This window comes from Pseudonocardia sp. MH-G8, from assembly GCF_002262885.1.
Taxonomy (GTDB): domain Bacteria; phylum Actinomycetota; class Actinomycetes; order Mycobacteriales; family Pseudonocardiaceae; genus Pseudonocardia.
In genome coordinates this window covers 95,745-109,971 of sequence record NZ_NKYF01000023.1, presented here as the reverse complement: position 1 = coordinate 109,971, position 14,227 = coordinate 95,745, and the positions used below count along the sequence as shown (strand labels likewise).

The window sequence follows — 14,227 nt, the reverse complement described above, 5'->3', positions numbered from 1 at the left end:
CGCCGACCTACTGTCAGCTCCATGGCCGATGTGCTCCCCGAGCCCGCACCGAGCGATGCCGCGCTGCGCCGGGCGCTGCGACGGGCCCGCGACGGCGTCACGCTGGATGTCACCGAGGCGTCCGTGCTGCTCGCCGCCCGCGGTGACGCACTGGACGAGTTGCTCACCGTGGCGTCCCGGGTGCGTGACGCCGGGCTGGTCGCCGAAGGGCGCCCGGGCGTCGTCACGTACTCGAAGAACGTGTTCATCCCGCTCACCCGGCTGTGTCGCGACCGCTGCCACTACTGCACGTTCGCCACGGTGCCGCACCGGCTGCCCGCCGCGTTCCTCGAGCGCGACGAGGTGCTGGAGATCGCCCGCGCCGGTGCCGACGCCGGGTGCAAGGAGGCGCTGTTCACCCTCGGGGACCGTCCGGAGGAGCGCTGGCCCGCGGCCCGGGAGTGGCTGGAGGCGCGCGGGTACGACTCCACGCTGGACTACGTGCGCGCGTCGGCGATCGCGGTGCTGGAGGAGACCGGCCTGCTGCCGCACCTCAACCCCGGCGTGCTGTCGTGGGCCGAGCTCACGCGGCTCAAGCCGGTGGCCGCGAGCATGGGGATGATGCTGGAGACCACGGCCGAGCGGCTGTGGAGCGAGCCCGGCGGGCCGCACTACGGCAGCCCGGACAAGGACCCCGCGGTGCGGCTGCGGGCGATCACGGACGCCGGGCGCGTGGGCGTCCCGTACACGACCGGGATCCTGATCGGGATCGGCGAGAACCGCACCGAGCGCGCGGAGTCGCTGTTCGCGATCCGGTCCGCCGCGCGGGCGCACGGGCACGTCCAGGAAGCGATCATCCAGAACTTCCGGGCCAAGCCGGACACGGCGATGGCGAACGACCCGGATGCCGATGTGCACGACCTGGCGGCCACGATCGCGGTCGCGCGGCTCGTGCTCGGGCCCAAGATGCGCATCCAGGCCCCGCCGAACCTGATCGGCGAGGAGTTCTCGCTCATGCTCCGGGCCGGCATCGACGACTGGGGCGGCGTCTCACCCGTCACGGCCGACCACGTCAGTCCGGAGCTGCCGTGGCCGGCGATCGACGAGCTGGCCACGCGCTCGGCGGCCGCCGGGTTCCGCATCCGCGAGCGGCTCGCGGCCTACCCGAAGTACGTCCTGGCCGGGTCGCCGTGGATCGACTCCCGGCTGCACGCCCACGTCGCGGCGCTCGCCGACCCGGAGACCGGGCTCGCCGACGAGAGCGCCGAGGTGATCGGGCGGCCGTGGCAGGAGCCGGACGGCGGTTTCGCCTCGTCCGGGCGCACCGACCTGCACACCGCGATCGACACCGAGGGGCGCACGGACGACCGCCGCGGCGACTTCGCCTCCGTGTACGGCGACTGGGACGCGGTCGCCGAGGAGCTGGCCGGCACGCAGCGCTCGGCCCCGCAGCGGTTGGACTCCGACGTCCGCGCCGGGCTGGACCTGGCCGCGTCCGACCCGGCGGCGCTGCTCGACCCGGCGCACGAGGCGGCCGCCATGGCGGCGCTGACCTGCTCCGGTGACGCCCTCGAGGAGCTCGCCCGCCTCGCCGACGCGGTGCGTGCCGACGTCGTGGGCGACGAGGTCACCTACGTCGTCAACCGCAACATCAACTTCTCGAACGTCTGCTACGTGGGGTGCCGGTTCTGCGCCTTCGCGCAGCGCGAGCGCGACACCGACGCGTTCCGGCTCTCGCTCGACGAGGTCGCGGCCCGCGCCGTCGAGGCGGCCGAGGCCGGCGCCACCGAGGTGTGCATGCAGGGCGGGATCGACCCGCAGCTGCCGGTCACCTTCTACGCCGACCTCGTGCGCGCGGTGAAGGCCGCCGTGCCCGGCATGCACGTCCACGCGTTCTCGCCGATGGAGATCGTCTCCGCGGCCGCGAAGGCGGGCGTGTCGATCGAGGAATGGCTCACCGAGCTGCGCGACGCCGGGCTCGGCTCGATCCCGGGCACCGCCGCGGAGATCCTCGACGACGAGGTGCGCTGGGTCCTCACCAAGGGCAAGCTGCCCGCCGCGCAGTGGCTGGAGGTCGTGGGCACCGCGCACCGGCTCGGCGTCCCGTCGTCGTCCACGATGATGTACGGGCACGTCGACGAGCCGCGGCACTGGCTGGGCCACCTGCGCACCCTCGCCGCGCTGCAGGACGAGACCGGCGGGTTCACCGAGTTCGTCCCGCTGCCGTTCGTGCACCACAACGCGCCGATCTACCTCGCGGGCATCGCCCGCCCCGGCCCCACGGCGCGGGACAACCGGGCCGTGCACGCCTTCGCCCGGCTCGCCCTGCACGGCCGGATCGACCACGTCCAGTGCTCGTGGGTGAAGCTCGGCGACGACCTCGCCGCCGACATCCTGCGCGGCGGCGCCGACGACATGGGCGGCACGCTGATGGAGGAGACGATCAGCCGGATGGCCGGGTCGGAGAACGGCTCGGCCCGCACGGTCACGGAGCTGGCGTCGATCGCGACGGCGGCAGGCCGCCCGGTGCGCCAGCGCAGCACCACCTACCGCGAGCCGGTGGAACGCCTCGTGCCGGCACAGCGTCCGGGCCCGCGGCTGCTGCCGCTCGCCCCCGCGTGATCGCTGCGAGCCGTACGCCACCGCGGTCCGGGCCGCGATCCTGTGCGTCTCGCGGCGATCACGCCGGCGTCGTCCGGGGCGGGCCGCGGCGCCGGAACGACGACCGTGACGTGCGGGTCGCAGCGATCATCGCCGTTCGTGGGCCGAGGAGCCTCTCCTGCCCGGGCCTCGATCCGCGCGGGGTGTGCTGAGTGCGCGCCGTCGTCTTCGACACCGTCGGCGGGCCGCTCGCCGTCCGGCAGCTGCCGGAGCCGGAGTGCCCGCCGGACGCCGTGGTGGTCGACGTGCGCGCGACCGGCGTCTGCCGGTCCGACTGGCACGCGTGGCGCGGGCACGACCCCGTGGCGCTGCCGCACGTGCCGGGGCACGAGTTCGCCGGCGTCGTCGCCCGGATCGGTGCCGACGTGCGCGCGTTCCGGCCCGGCGAGCGCGTCACGGCGCCCTTCGTCTGCGGATGTGGGGTGTGCGCCGTCTGCCGCGCCGGGGATCCGCAGGTCTGCCCGGACCAGACCCAGCCCGGCTTCACCCACCACGGGTCGTTCGCCGAGCAGACGCTGGTCCGGGCCGCGGACGTCAACCTCGTCCGCCTGCCGGACGCGCTGTCGTTCGTCGCGGCGGCGGGGTTGGGGTGCCGCGTGGGCACCGCCTACCGGGCCCTCACCGCCCACGGACGGGTCGCTGCCGGGGAGTGGCTCGCCGTGCACGGCTGCGGTGGTGTCGGGCTCTCGGCCGTGCTGCTCGCGACGGCGCTGGGCGCCCGGGTGGTGGCGGTCGACGTCTCCACCGAGGCGCTCGCGCTGGCCCGCGCACGCGGCGCGGAGGCCGTCGTCGACGCCACGACCGCGGACGTCGCCGCCGCCGTTCACGGGATCACCGGTGGCGGCGCCCACGTCTCGATCGACGCGCTGGGCTCACCCGCCACCGCCGCGAGTTCGGTGCTCTCGCTGCGCCGCCGCGGCCGGCACGTCCAGGTGGGCCTGCTACTCGGCGCGGATGCCGCCCCGCCGTTGCCGATGGACCGCGTGCTCGCGTGGGAGCTGTCGTTGCACGGTTCGCACGGCATCGCCGCGCACGAGTACCCCGCGCTGCTGGACCTCCTCGCGACGGCCGGGCTCGACCCGGCGGCGCTGGTGGGCCGGGTCGTTCCGCTGGAGGAGGCCGGCGCCGCCCTCGCGGCGATGGACGGCCCGACACACCCGGGGATGACGGTGGTGGCGCTCGACCGCTGACCGGCCACACCCTGGTGGCATTCAGCCGGGCCGGCAGCCGTGCAGCTCGGGCGCCTCCACGCCGTGCACGACCTCCTCGGCGACGAGCCGCCCTGCGACGGGCGCGAGCGTGACGCCCGAGTGCATGACCGCCAGGTACGCGCCGGGGACCAGCGGTCCGATCAGCGGATGCCCGCCCACCGGCATCGGGCGCGCCCCGACCCGCACGCTGCGCAGCCGCACATCCTCGCCGCTGTGGAACATCGCGGCGATCCGGCCGCGCGCCCGTTCCGCGGAACGGGCGAGGGCGGTCGCGGTCGTCTCCCCCGTGTGCGCGAGGGGGGCGAGCAGCTCGCCGTCACGTCCGGCGCGGATCTCCACCTCGGGTGTCGCGATCACCGTCCGGACCAGGTCGGGCGGCCCGGTGAGCCGCAGCAGCAGGGCGGGGGAGGACGCCACCGGCACGGCGACACCGAGCGGCGCGCACAGCACGGCGACGTCGGCGCCGGCGGCCAGCACCACCGCGTCGGCACCGACAGCACCCGCCGTGGTCTCGACGCCCACCACCTGACCGCCCGCGCGTCGCAGCCCGGTCACCACGGTGGCGAACAGCGTCCGAGCCCCCTGCGCGACGGCGGCGGCGACCAGGGCGTCGGTGGTGGCCACCGGATCCACCACGCCGTCTCCGGCGAGGTGGACCGCACGCTCCGGCGGGTGCCGCAGGTGCGGCTCCAGGGCGGCGACGGCGTCGGCGTCGAGCAGCCGGGCGCCCGCCTCGCGCACGTTCTCCGGCTCGGCCCCGCCCCACGACAGGGATCCGGTCCACCGCACCCGCACGTCCGGCACCTCGTCCGCGAGCCGCCGGTACTCCCGCAGGGCCGCCGCGCGCAGCGGCCCGCCAGGCCCGGGCACCCGGTCCGAAGCCCCGATCCACGCGAACGAGTCGCCCGTGGCGCCCGCGCCGGGCAGTGTCTTGTCCACGAGCGTGACCTCGGCGCCGAGCCGGGCGCAGTGGTACGCCACGGACGATCCGATGATCCCGGCACCCACCACGACGACGGTCCCCATCGGACGCGACCGTAGAGGCGGGCCCGGCCCGCGTCGACCGGGTCGCGCCGGTCCCGGCGTGCGACACGACGCGGCGCGTACCGTGGCGGGCATGGGCGTTCTGGGCGAGATGTTCCCCGGGCGGAAGATCCGCGACGAGTCGACCGAGGCGGGCGACGGCCGGCAGGAGTGGCAGCTCGGGCCGATCGACCTCGACAACCGCACGGTCGAGGTGCGCGCGGTGGAACCCGACCCGGAGCCGGACAGCGAGAGCTAGTGGATCGACCGCAAGCTCTGGTCACCCGCGGCGCGAGTCGCACGCCAGGGCCCTCGCGGTCGCGCTGACGTACGTCTCGCACCGCGACTCGCTGCCATGATCGCCAGGAGTGGTGTGAGGGCGCCAGATCTGTCGCTCTCACACCACTCTCGCTGATCATGGCCTCCCCGCGCTCCGGGAACGGACGGCGCGCCCACCGCGAACCGGGCTACGAGGCACGGCCACGGTGAGGTGCAGCTGCAACGCCTTGCGACGCCGGGTCGGGGTCGCTCACGTGCCCCGTGTCTGGTCCCCCCCCGGATTCGTGCCGCGCACCCCGTCGACGGGGCGCGTGGGAGGAGAAGGGGGCGTCAGCGGAGAAAGGAGTGCGGCCGCGGACCGGGCCGCGTGCCCGGTGGAGGCTCGTCTCCAACAGGTCAGGGCAGGTGCGTCACCGTGCCGAGGGTGCCGTCCACACGCACCTGCTCCCCGGTGCGCAGGGCCGTGGTCGCGTCCCCGCACCCGACCACCGCCGGGATCCCGAGCTCGCGCGCCACGATCGCGGCGTGGGACAACTGTGCACCCACGTCGGTGACGATCGCGGCGGCGCGCGGGAACAGCGGCGTCCACCCGACGTTCGTGACCGCGGTGACCAGCACCTCGCCCGCCCGGAGGGCCTCGGCCTCGGCGACGTCGGAAAGCACGCGCACCCGTCCGGTGACCACGCCCGCCGAGGCGCCGGTGCCCCGCACGCTGCCGGCAGGGCGGGCGCTCGCGGCCGTGGCGCCCCGCACGAGCGGCGGCGGGGCGGGTAGCGACCGGTAGTGCTCGTACGTCGCGCGCCGCGCCGCGAGGTCCACGCCGGCCGGCGAGCCCGCCAGCGCGCGGCGCAGCTCGTCGATCGACAGCAGGAACGCTTCCTCGCCCAGCCCGGTGAGCACCCCTGCGCGCAGGACGAACTCCCGCGCCACCCAGAACACGCGCATGCTCTCGGAGCGGATGCGCTCCCGCTGCCGGGCCGCGTCCGCCCAGCTCGCCAGGCCGCGGCGGGCCCCCTCCACCCGCCGCGGCCGCCGGTCGACGAGCCGCTGCCACGCCGCGCTCCTCGCCGACTCCCTGGAGGCGAGCAGCGCATGCGGGTCCGGGCCGCCGCGCAACTGTGCGAGGTGACGGTCCAGATCCTCGGCCGGGCGCGGCACTGAGAGCTCGAACTCGTGCGGGCCGCGGTGGCCGTACTCGCGCACGTAGGTGTCCCGGTCGATCTCGCCGCGCTCCAGCTGCGCCAACCCGATGAGCGGTCCCAGGCTCGCGAGGTGTTCGCCCCCGGACGTCAGAGTGGCCGCGTCGGCGGCCCCGACGAGCCGGGTCAGCCGCGATGGCACGCTCACGAGCGCCTTGCCGTCGCGCCGCACCACGTCCATCAGGTCGCCCACGGTGGCGAGCAGCGGCTCGACCTCGGCCGTCCAGATCGTGGAGAGCTGGTGGGGGTCCGTGGTGGCGGTGATCCTCGCGCGCAGGTCCGTGCACTGTTGCCCCAGCGTGGGCAGCACGGTGGCGAGGGCGCGGCGGGCGGCCCGTGCCCGCCGCGCCCCCGTGACCGACGAGCGCAGGAGCGCGAGCGCGGTGCGTGCCCTCGGCAGGGCGACGAGGGGGACCTCGACGTCCGGCGGCACCGTCCCGAAGATCGGCTCCATCGCCGCGAGCACGCGACGCGGGGGCACGCCGAAGGTCGCCGCGAGCGAGACGATCACGCTCAGGTCCAGGTAGAAGCGCCCCTGGAGGCGTCCGAAGGCACGCGCTCCCGGCACCGCCGAGGTGGTCATGGCCCGCGACATGAACAGCGAGACGACCGACCACGTCGCGGGCGTCATGACGTCGGGCACGGCCTCGCCGAGGTTGCCGTTGGTCCAGAGGTGGTCGACACCGACGCCGTCGTCCCACACTTCCAGCGCGGTGGTCCCGCTCGTCATGCCCGTTCCTCCTGCGCGATGCCGGCGGCGAGCCGGTAGGCGGCCGTGGCCTGCTCGACGGCCGCGTCGAGGTAGGCGGTGGTGATCCGGGCCGTGCGCGTGGCGTCGGCCGAGGTGGGCGCGGCGCCGCGGTCCAGGGTCCGCGCGACGGTGTCGGCCACGAGGTCGGGCAGCCGGTCGGGCGCAACCGGATCGGGCAGCAGGGCGCCGGTCGTGAGGAAGCCGATCAGGACCGCCGCGACGGCGGCCACCAGTTCGCCGGCGGGCAGGTCGGTGCGCACGAGGCCGGCTGCACGCAGCTCCCCGAGGTAGGCGGCGAACCCGCGGGCGGTGCCGGGCATGTCGGGGACCGGCTCGGCGTGGGCGAGCCGGCCGAGCACCTCGGCGTCGCGGCGCAGCACGGCGGCCAGCAGCGGTCGGCGCTGCAGCGCGCGGACGGAGGCGCCGACGACACCCTGTGGGGTGTCGGCCGCGCGGTCGGTGGCCACCGCGGAGATCAGGGCGAGGCGTTCCCGGCGAAGCACCGCCGCGAACAGGGCGTCGCGGCTGGGGAAGTGCAGGTAGATCGTGCCCTTGGCGACCCCGGCAGCCCGCGCGACCGCCTCGATCGTGGTGCCGGGGTACCCGGCTGCGAGGACGGATTCCGCCGCCCGGTCGAGGATCCGCTCGGTGCGTTCGGTCCACGCGCGGACGTCGCGACGGCCGGGCGGGCCGGGGGCGGTCGTGCGCATGACTCTGACTGTACACGGCTACATGGTCAAAGTTATGGGTCGGAGGTGTGCGGGGGACCGGAGTTGAGAGAATCGGGGCATGACCACCGCCGCCACCGACCGCCGTCCGCGGGTGCTGTCGGGCATCCAGCCGACCGCGGAGTCGTTCCACCTGGGCAACTACCTCGGTGCGGTGCGGCAGTGGGTGGCCATGCAGGAGTCCTACGACGCCTTCTACTTCGTCCCCGACCTGCACGCGATCACCGTCGAGCACGACCCGAAGGTGCTCGCGGCGCGCACCCGCAACGCGGTGGCCCAGCTGCTGGCGCTGGGGCTCGACCCGCAGCGGTGCACGCTCTTCGTGCAGTCCCACGTGCCCGAGCACGCGCAGCTGACCTGGGTGCTGGGCTGCCTCACCGGCTTCGGCGAGGCGAGCCGGATGACGCAGTTCAAGGACAAGTCGCTGCGCCACGGCGCCGACCGCGCCACCGTCGGCCTGTTCACCTACCCGATCCTGATGGCCGCCGACGTCCTGCTCTACCAGGCCGACGGCGTGCCGGTGGGCGAGGACCAGCGCCAGCACCTGGAGCTCACCCGCGACCTCGCGCAGCGGTTCAACAGCCGTTTCGGGCGGACGTTCACGGTGCCGGAGCCGTTCATCCCCACCGGTATCGCGAAGATCCAGGACCTGCAGGACCCGACGGCGAAGATGAGCAAGTCGGCGTCCGCCCCCGGCGGGATCATCGAGCTGCTCGACGACCCCAAGGTCAGCGCGAAGAAGATCCGCTCGGCCGTCACCGACACCGAGCGGGAGATCCGCTTCGACCCGGAGGCGAAGCCGGGCATCTCCAACCTGTTGACGATCTACTCGGCGCTCACCGACCGCAAGATCTCCGAACTGGAGGCCGATTACGCGGGCAAGGGCTACGGCGACCTGAAGAAGGAGCTGGCCGAGGTCGTCGCGGCGTTCACTGAACCGCTGCGCGAACGGGTACGGACCTACCAGGACGACCCGGCGGAGCTCGATCGGGTGCTCGCCCGCGGAGCCACCCGGGCGCGCGAGATCGCCGGCGCGACATTGAGCGCTGTCCACGAGAGGATCGGCTTCCTGCCGCCAACTCCGGAGGGGTGACGCCCGTGGCCGCACCGGCTGCCGAGCAGACGAAGGATGCGGCCGCAACGCCGTCGAAGCTCGAGCGGTTGCGGGCCCGGTACCCGTGGCTGGACCACCTCGTGCGGGCAGGCGCCCGCTACACCGAACGGCACGGTGACCACTACGCCGCCGCGATCACGTTCTTCAGCGTGCTGTCGCTCGTGCCGTTGCTGATGATCGCTTTCGCGGTAGCGGGCTACGTGCTGTTCTTCAACCCGCCGCTGCTGGACGAGCTGCGCACGTCGCTGACCGAGAACGTGCCGCCGCCGTTGGCCCCGACCATCACCGGGATCGTGGACCAGGCCATCGACCAGCGTGGGGCCGTCGGCGCCTTCGGTCTCCTCGGTGCCCTGTACTCCGGCATCGGGTGGATGTCCAACCTCCGCGAGGCGCTCTCGGCGCAGTGGGCGCAGGTGCCCGCCGTGCCGGCGCTGCCCAAGCGCCTGCTGTTCGACCTGCTCGCGCTGGTGGGTCTGGGCGCCGCACTCGTCGGCTCGTTCGCCGTGACGGGCATCGCCACCGCGTTCGCCACCACCGTGCTGGAGTGGGTGGGCCTCGGTGACGTGGGGTGGGCGCGGTTCCTGCTCGGCCTGCTCGGTATCGCGCTCGGGATCGTGGCCAACTGGCTGATCTTCCTCTGGGTCATCGCGCGGTTGCCCCGCGAGCACGCGACGCTGCGCAGCGCCGCGAAGGCCGCGCTGTTCGGCGCCGTCGGCTTCGAGGTCCTCAAGATCGTCATGCAGTACTACCTGGAGAGCGTCACCGGCTCGCCGAGCGGCGCGATCTTCGGGCCGTTCCTCGGTCTGCTCGTCTTCGCGTTCTTCGCCTCCCGGTTCGTGCTGTTCGTGACGGCGTGGGCGGCCACGGCGCGGGAGAACGAGCAGGAGGAGCCGGTGCCGGTGCCCGACCCGCCGGTGCTGCACTCCGAGGTGGTGGTGCGCAGCGGCCCGACCGGCCGCACCGCGCTGGGCCTGCTGAGCGCGGGGATGGTGACGGGCCTGCTGGGCGGCCGCCTGCTCCTGGGCCGCCACCACGACCGCACCTTGGAGCCGTAGCGCAGTTCTGAGGCTTCAAGAACAGCAGTACGGACCCAAGGTGCGTCAGTGGCGGCGGGCGAGGTGGGCGGCCAGGCCGTCCAGGTGGCGGGTCAGGGCGTGCTCGTACAGGGCGTCCAGGTCCTGCACGGCACCCTCGGGAATCGCTGCCAGGCGCGGGTAGCGGCCCGACGCCATCAGCCCGCTCACCTCGTCGTCGAGGGTGACCCACCACTGGTCGTTGGGTTGCCCGGTCTCCCGCTCGGCGCGGGTCTCCGCGGCGGCGCTCGCGGCGAGCCCGCGGACGAGGGAGGCCAGGGCGATGACTTCCCGGGCGCGTTCGGCGAGGGTGAGGTCGAGGCCGTCCAGGGCCCTGAGCGTCCATTCGGTGTGCGCCATCGCTTCCGGGAGGAGCAGCGGCCGCGTCAGCGACACCAGCTCGGGCAGCCACGGGTGGCGGCGGTAGGCCTGCCACTGCGTGCGACTGACCAGCTCCAGCTTCGCCCGCCATCCCTCCGGTCCGGGCTCCGGCAGTGGATGGGCCCGGAACACGGCGCGGACCAGCAGGTGCTCCAGCTCCTCGCGCCCGGCGAGGTGCCGGTAGAGCGACATGGGCGCGACGCCGAGCTCGGCCGCGAGCCGCCGCATCGACACGGCCTCCAGTCCCTCGCCGTCGGCCACCGACAGGCCGGTCGCCACGATCCGGCCCGTCGTCAGCTCGCGGTCCCGGGGCCGCGCGGCGCGCCGTGGCGGCGGGTCCGGGGAACGCACGACCGTGCCCGAGCCGGGCCGGCTGACCACCAGCCCCTCGTCGCGCAGCACGGCGAGCGCCCGGGTGGCGGTGGCCATCGCCACGCCGAAATCGCGGACCACCTGACGGGTGGACGGCACGCGCGCGCCGGGGCGCAGCGCGCCCGAGACGATTCGCTGCCGGATGACCCCAGCTACCCGCAGATAGGGGCGTGAACTGTCGTCGCCGTCGTCCACGGCACTACTGTACTAGTGCGGATGTGTCCGGACGTAGGGCGAGTTCGGGCTATCCCCCAAGCGCAAGGCCAGCAGACCCCCGCTTCGATGAAAGTGCACTGCTGTTGATCGACGCTGCACGTGGACGCTTTCTACGGTGTACGCATGTTCACTGTTGCTGCGGAGCCCGACACCGCGATCCGAGTGCTCACGGCAGCGTTCGCCGACGATCCCGTGTTCCGCTGGCTCCTGCCCGGCGACGGCCTCGACGCCGCGCGGGTTTTCCGCCCCGTCGTGGAGCAGGCCGCCGCGCAGGGTGAGCTCGTGGTCGATCCCGACGCGGCAGGCGCCGCGGTCTGGTTACGTCGGGGCGCCGAGGCTCCGGCCGGTGACGACACGCAGCTCCCGGACGAGCTCGCCCGGCTGACCGCTTTCATGATCCTCGCCGAGCAGCGGCACCCGGTCGGCCGCGAGCACGTCTACCTCGCGTTCCTCGGCGTCGTGCCGGGAGCGCAGGGCAGCGGCACCGGCGGGAGGCTGCTGCGGGAACGACTCGCCCGCGCCGACGCCGAACGCGTGCCCGCGTACCTGGAGGCGAGCACGTCGCGCAGCCGGCTCTTCTACGAGCGCCACGGGTTCCGCACCACGGGGGGCCCGATCGTTCTGCCCGACGGCCCGCGGTTGTGGCCGATGTGGCGCGAACCCCGTCCCTGAGACGCACCCCCACGAGGAGGACCCCCATGCCCGTCACCAGCCAGATCGCCGCCGGCGGCGACGCCGACTTCATGACCGTGCCACACCTCACCGCAACCGGGAGCCAGGTCGAGATCGGCCGTGCGTTCGCCGAGCAGGCCCGCCGCGTCTTCGGCTGGACGCCGGAGCCCGCCGATCGCGTCAAGGCGCGTGCCCGCCGCGCGTGGTTCGCCCGCCACTGGCCCCAGCACCTCGCCCGGATGCAGGGCGCCGCCGACGCGCTCGGCGTCGACCTCGAGGCCGACGAGGTGTACCTGGACGGTCTCACCGGCATCCCGGGCGGATCGGCCTGCTCGGCGAGCTACTACCCGCCCGCTGCCACCGTCGACGGGCGTGCCGTCCTCGGCCGCAACTACGACTTCTTCACGACGAGCGCCACGGCGCTGTTCGCCCTCATGAAGGGCGAGCCGGTGGCGGGGGACGACGAGCCGGCCATGTCGTCGCGCCCGCACGTGCTGACCAGCGTGCCGGACGACGGGGTCGCGACCACGCTGATCACGATGAACGAGCTGGACTCCTGCATGGAGGGGATCAACGAGCACGGCCTCGCGGTGGCCCTGCTGATCGCCGACGTCGAGTCGGTGTCCGAGCCCGTCGCCGCCGGACCGCAGGTCGGGCTGGCCAGTGCGCAGCTCCCGCGCTTCCTGCTCGACACGTGCAAGACCGCCGCCGAGGCGCTGGACGCGCTGCTCGGTGCGAAGCAGTACGACCTCGGGGCGCCGCTGCACTACCTCGTGGCCGACCCCTCCGGAGACGCGTTCGTGTGGGAGCGGGGCCCGGGCGGCGCCGAGCACGCCGTTCGCGCCGAAGCCGGCGCGCTGTGCGTGACCAACCACCTGGTGCACCGGCACGCCGACCCGGCCGACCTGCCCGCCGACAACGCCGAGACGTTGCTGACCTACGAGCGCTACCGCACGATGTCCGAGCGCTCGGCCGGCGCGGGCCTGTCGGGGGAGCGGATGCGCGAGGCGCTCGACGCGGTGCGCTGCGACGCCTCGAGCGATGTGCCCTACCCGGTCCGGACGTTGTGGCGCACGGTCTTCGACCTGGAGCGCGCGACGATGTCCACGCACTTCTACCTGGGCGACGCCCCGGACGCCGCGCCGCGCTACAGCCCCGAACTCGAGTTCGCGGTGCCCGCCCTGCTGCCGCACTGAGGCGCGACACCCGTGCATCCACCCCGCGACACGCGTGCACGGAGAGCCCGACTCGCGGAAGGGGCGGGCACCCCACCTCCGCGAGTCGGGGTCTCCGCCGCGCGAGTCGGGGTCTCGGTGCGCTCGTGTCGCGGCCGGGACAGGGCGGGTCAGCGGCGGCGGCGCAGGGCGAGGCCGCCGATCACGAGCCCGGCCACGGCGACGGCGCCGAGCCCCGCGGGGAGCACCATCGACGTCGCGGTGGCCGCGCCGATGGTCCCGCCCGCGGCCAGGGTCGTGGTGTCAGGGGCGACCGGTGCCGGCGGGGTGTAGTCCAGCGTGCCGACGGCAGGGGTGGTGGCGGGGAGGTCGAAGCCCCAGTCGAGCAGGTCGGCACCCTGCTCCCACATCGGCTCGGGCTTCTGCTCGCCCCGCACCAGCGCCACGACCAGCCGTCTGCCGTCGCGCTCCGCGGCCCCGACGAGCGTGTGCCGCGCTGCTTCGGTGTAGCCGGTCTTCCCGCCGATGGTGCCCTCGAAGCGCGCGAGCAGCTTGCTGCTGTTGTAGAGCTCGAACGGGGGGTGCTCGCCGTAGCCGGGGAAGTGGATCGAGCGCAGTGCGGTGGTCTCGGCGAAGAGCGGCTCGCGCAGCGCCGCGCGGAACAGCAGTGCGAGGTCGTAGGCCGAGGAGGCCATGCCGGGGCCGTCGAGGCCGGACGGGGTGGCCGGCCGGGTGTCGAAGGCACCGAGGTCGCGGGCCACGTCCGTCATCAGGGCGAGCGCGGCCGCGTCCCCACCCATCGCCCGGGCGAGGGCGTGTGCGGTGTCGTTGCCCGAGTTGAGCAGCAGCCCCGCGAGCAGTTGGCGCACCGTGTACTGCCCGCCAGCGCCGATGCCCGCCTTGCTGCCGTCGATCGCCTGGTCCTCGGCGGTGCCGGCGACGACGGCGTTCGGGTCCAGCGTGCGGATCGCGGTGATGGCGGTGAGCACCTTGAGCGTGGACGCCGGCCGGTGGCGGGCGTGCGGGGCCCGCGCGGCGAGCACGGCCCCGGTGTCGAGGTCGGCCAGCACCCAGGACTCGGCGGTCAGCTCGGGCGCACCCTCGGGGCCGATCCTCCCGCAGGTGCCCATGCCCGGCCCGCCCACCGGCTCGTCGGGCCAGGGGAGCGGCACGGGCGGGGGATCCACCAGCTCCTCTTCGGCCGCGGGCGGCGGCGGCACCTGCTGGCCGCGGCAGCCCATGGTCACGTTCGCCACCGGGACCGGCACCGTGGTGACCGGGCACGCCAGCGCGAGTACCAGCGTCAACGCCGCGGCCCACCGCACACGTCGACTGTAGATCGGTTCCGCGCCACTCCGCCGGGGAACGGCCACAATGATCACATGATCGGGCG

12 protein-coding genes are annotated in these 14,227 nt (G+C 74.4%); 7 read left to right on the top strand and 5 right to left on the bottom strand.

Annotated elements, in window-relative coordinates; translation table 11 throughout:
- The first annotated feature begins 21 nt into the window (after positions 1–21).
- Together CFP66_RS34985 and CFP66_RS34980 are read left to right on the top strand one after the other, a co-directional pair.
- The gene (locus tag CFP66_RS34985; RefSeq protein ID WP_094929616.1) at positions 22–2,601 is read left to right on the top strand and encodes a bifunctional FO biosynthesis protein CofGH; all 2,580 of its coding nucleotides are present in this window, start codon (positions 22–24) and stop codon (positions 2,599–2,601) included.
- 191 nt (positions 2,602–2,792) lie between these two features.
- Positions 2,793–3,830 (top strand): alcohol dehydrogenase catalytic domain-containing protein, encoded by a 1,038-nt coding sequence (locus tag CFP66_RS34980; protein WP_094929615.1) that lies wholly within the window; start codon positions 2,793–2,795, stop codon positions 3,828–3,830.
- A 21-nt stretch (positions 3,831–3,851) separates the two neighbouring features.
- Here the strand turns inward: CFP66_RS34980 and CFP66_RS34975 are convergent, their stop codons facing one another.
- On the bottom strand, positions 3,852–4,877 hold the full coding sequence (locus CFP66_RS34975) for an FAD-binding oxidoreductase (RefSeq protein ID WP_094929614.1): 1,026 nt from the start codon (positions 4,875–4,877) through the stop codon (positions 3,852–3,854).
- A gap of 91 nt (positions 4,878–4,968) precedes the next feature.
- Here CFP66_RS34975 and CFP66_RS48160 point away from each other — a divergent pair, with 91 nt between their 5' ends.
- Complete coding sequence (locus CFP66_RS48160; RefSeq protein WP_158228324.1) at positions 4,969–5,133, top strand: hypothetical protein; 165 nt, start codon at positions 4,969–4,971, stop codon at positions 5,131–5,133.
- 416 nt (positions 5,134–5,549) lie between these two features.
- Here the strand turns inward: CFP66_RS48160 and CFP66_RS34970 are convergent, their stop codons facing one another.
- Positions 5,550–7,082 carry a PEP-utilizing enzyme gene (locus tag CFP66_RS34970; RefSeq protein ID WP_094929613.1) on the bottom strand — a complete coding sequence of 511 codons (1,533 nt, stop codon included), beginning with the start codon at positions 7,080–7,082 and terminating at the stop codon, positions 5,550–5,552.
- Positions 7,079–7,813 (bottom strand): TetR/AcrR family transcriptional regulator, encoded by a 735-nt coding sequence (locus CFP66_RS34965; RefSeq protein ID WP_094929612.1) that lies wholly within the window; start codon positions 7,811–7,813, stop codon positions 7,079–7,081. The genes CFP66_RS34970 and CFP66_RS34965 overlap by 4 nt, the downstream gene beginning before the upstream one ends.
- A 79-nt stretch (positions 7,814–7,892) precedes the next feature.
- Between CFP66_RS34965 and trpS the strand changes: the two genes are divergently transcribed.
- Positions 7,893–8,924: a tryptophan--tRNA ligase gene (gene trpS, locus CFP66_RS34960; RefSeq protein WP_094929611.1), complete on the top strand. Its 1,032-nt coding sequence runs from the start codon at positions 7,893–7,895 to the stop codon at positions 8,922–8,924.
- A gap of 5 nt (positions 8,925–8,929) precedes the next feature.
- Complete coding sequence (gene yhjD, locus CFP66_RS34955) at positions 8,930–10,000, top strand: inner membrane protein YhjD (RefSeq protein WP_094929674.1); 1,071 nt, start codon at positions 8,930–8,932, stop codon at positions 9,998–10,000.
- A gap of 45 nt (positions 10,001–10,045) precedes the next feature.
- Here the strand turns inward: yhjD and CFP66_RS34950 are convergent, their stop codons facing one another.
- Positions 10,046–10,966 (bottom strand): GntR family transcriptional regulator, encoded by a 921-nt coding sequence (locus CFP66_RS34950; RefSeq protein WP_094929610.1) that lies wholly within the window; start codon positions 10,964–10,966, stop codon positions 10,046–10,048.
- 144 nt (positions 10,967–11,110) lie between these two features.
- On the opposite strand from CFP66_RS34950, the gene CFP66_RS34945 reads away from it, so the two are divergent.
- Positions 11,111–11,659, top strand: coding sequence for an N-acetyltransferase (locus CFP66_RS34945; protein WP_143517463.1), 549 nt, complete (start codon positions 11,111–11,113; stop codon positions 11,657–11,659).
- A 26-nt stretch (positions 11,660–11,685) separates the two neighbouring features.
- Positions 11,686–12,855 (top strand): C45 family peptidase, encoded by a 1,170-nt coding sequence (locus tag CFP66_RS34940; protein ID WP_094929608.1) that lies wholly within the window; start codon positions 11,686–11,688, stop codon positions 12,853–12,855.
- 149 nt (positions 12,856–13,004) lie between these two features.
- Here CFP66_RS34940 and CFP66_RS34935 read toward each other — a convergent pair whose 3' ends face one another.
- Positions 13,005–14,159, bottom strand: coding sequence for a D-alanyl-D-alanine carboxypeptidase family protein (locus CFP66_RS34935; RefSeq protein ID WP_094929607.1), 1,155 nt, complete (start codon positions 14,157–14,159; stop codon positions 13,005–13,007).
- Positions 14,160–14,227 lie beyond the last annotated feature (68 nt).